At 81.2% G+C, this 276-nt stretch carries 1 pseudogene; it reads left to right on the top strand.

Going from position 1 to position 276, the window contains the following annotated elements:
- Positions 1-276, top strand: a pseudogene (locus FV233_RS29970) (hypothetical protein); the annotation flags it as partial.

Genomic DNA, 276 nt, shown 5'->3' with positions numbered 1-276 from the left:
CTGTCCTTCGACCTGCGGGCGATCCTGGTGCCCCGGACCGAGCCCCGCCGGGAGCAGGCGATCCGCGCGCTGGCGGCCGAACAGCTCGGCCTCGCCCGGGTCCTGCTGGAGGCCGACGGCCGCGCGCCCGAGCGGATGGCCGCGGCCCTGCGCGCCCTGCCCGACCAGAGCGAGCCGTCGCGGGTGCTGGTCCCCGGCCTGCTCGACGGGCTCGACGCGGTCGCGCGCCGGGTCCGGGCCCTGGCCGCGCCGGACGCGTTGCGGACCCGCGCGCGG

The organism is Methylobacterium sp. WL7, from assembly GCF_008040085.1.
Lineage (GTDB): Bacteria > Pseudomonadota > Alphaproteobacteria > Rhizobiales > Beijerinckiaceae > Methylobacterium > Methylobacterium mesophilicum.
This window is presented reverse-complemented; position numbering and strand designations above follow the sequence as displayed.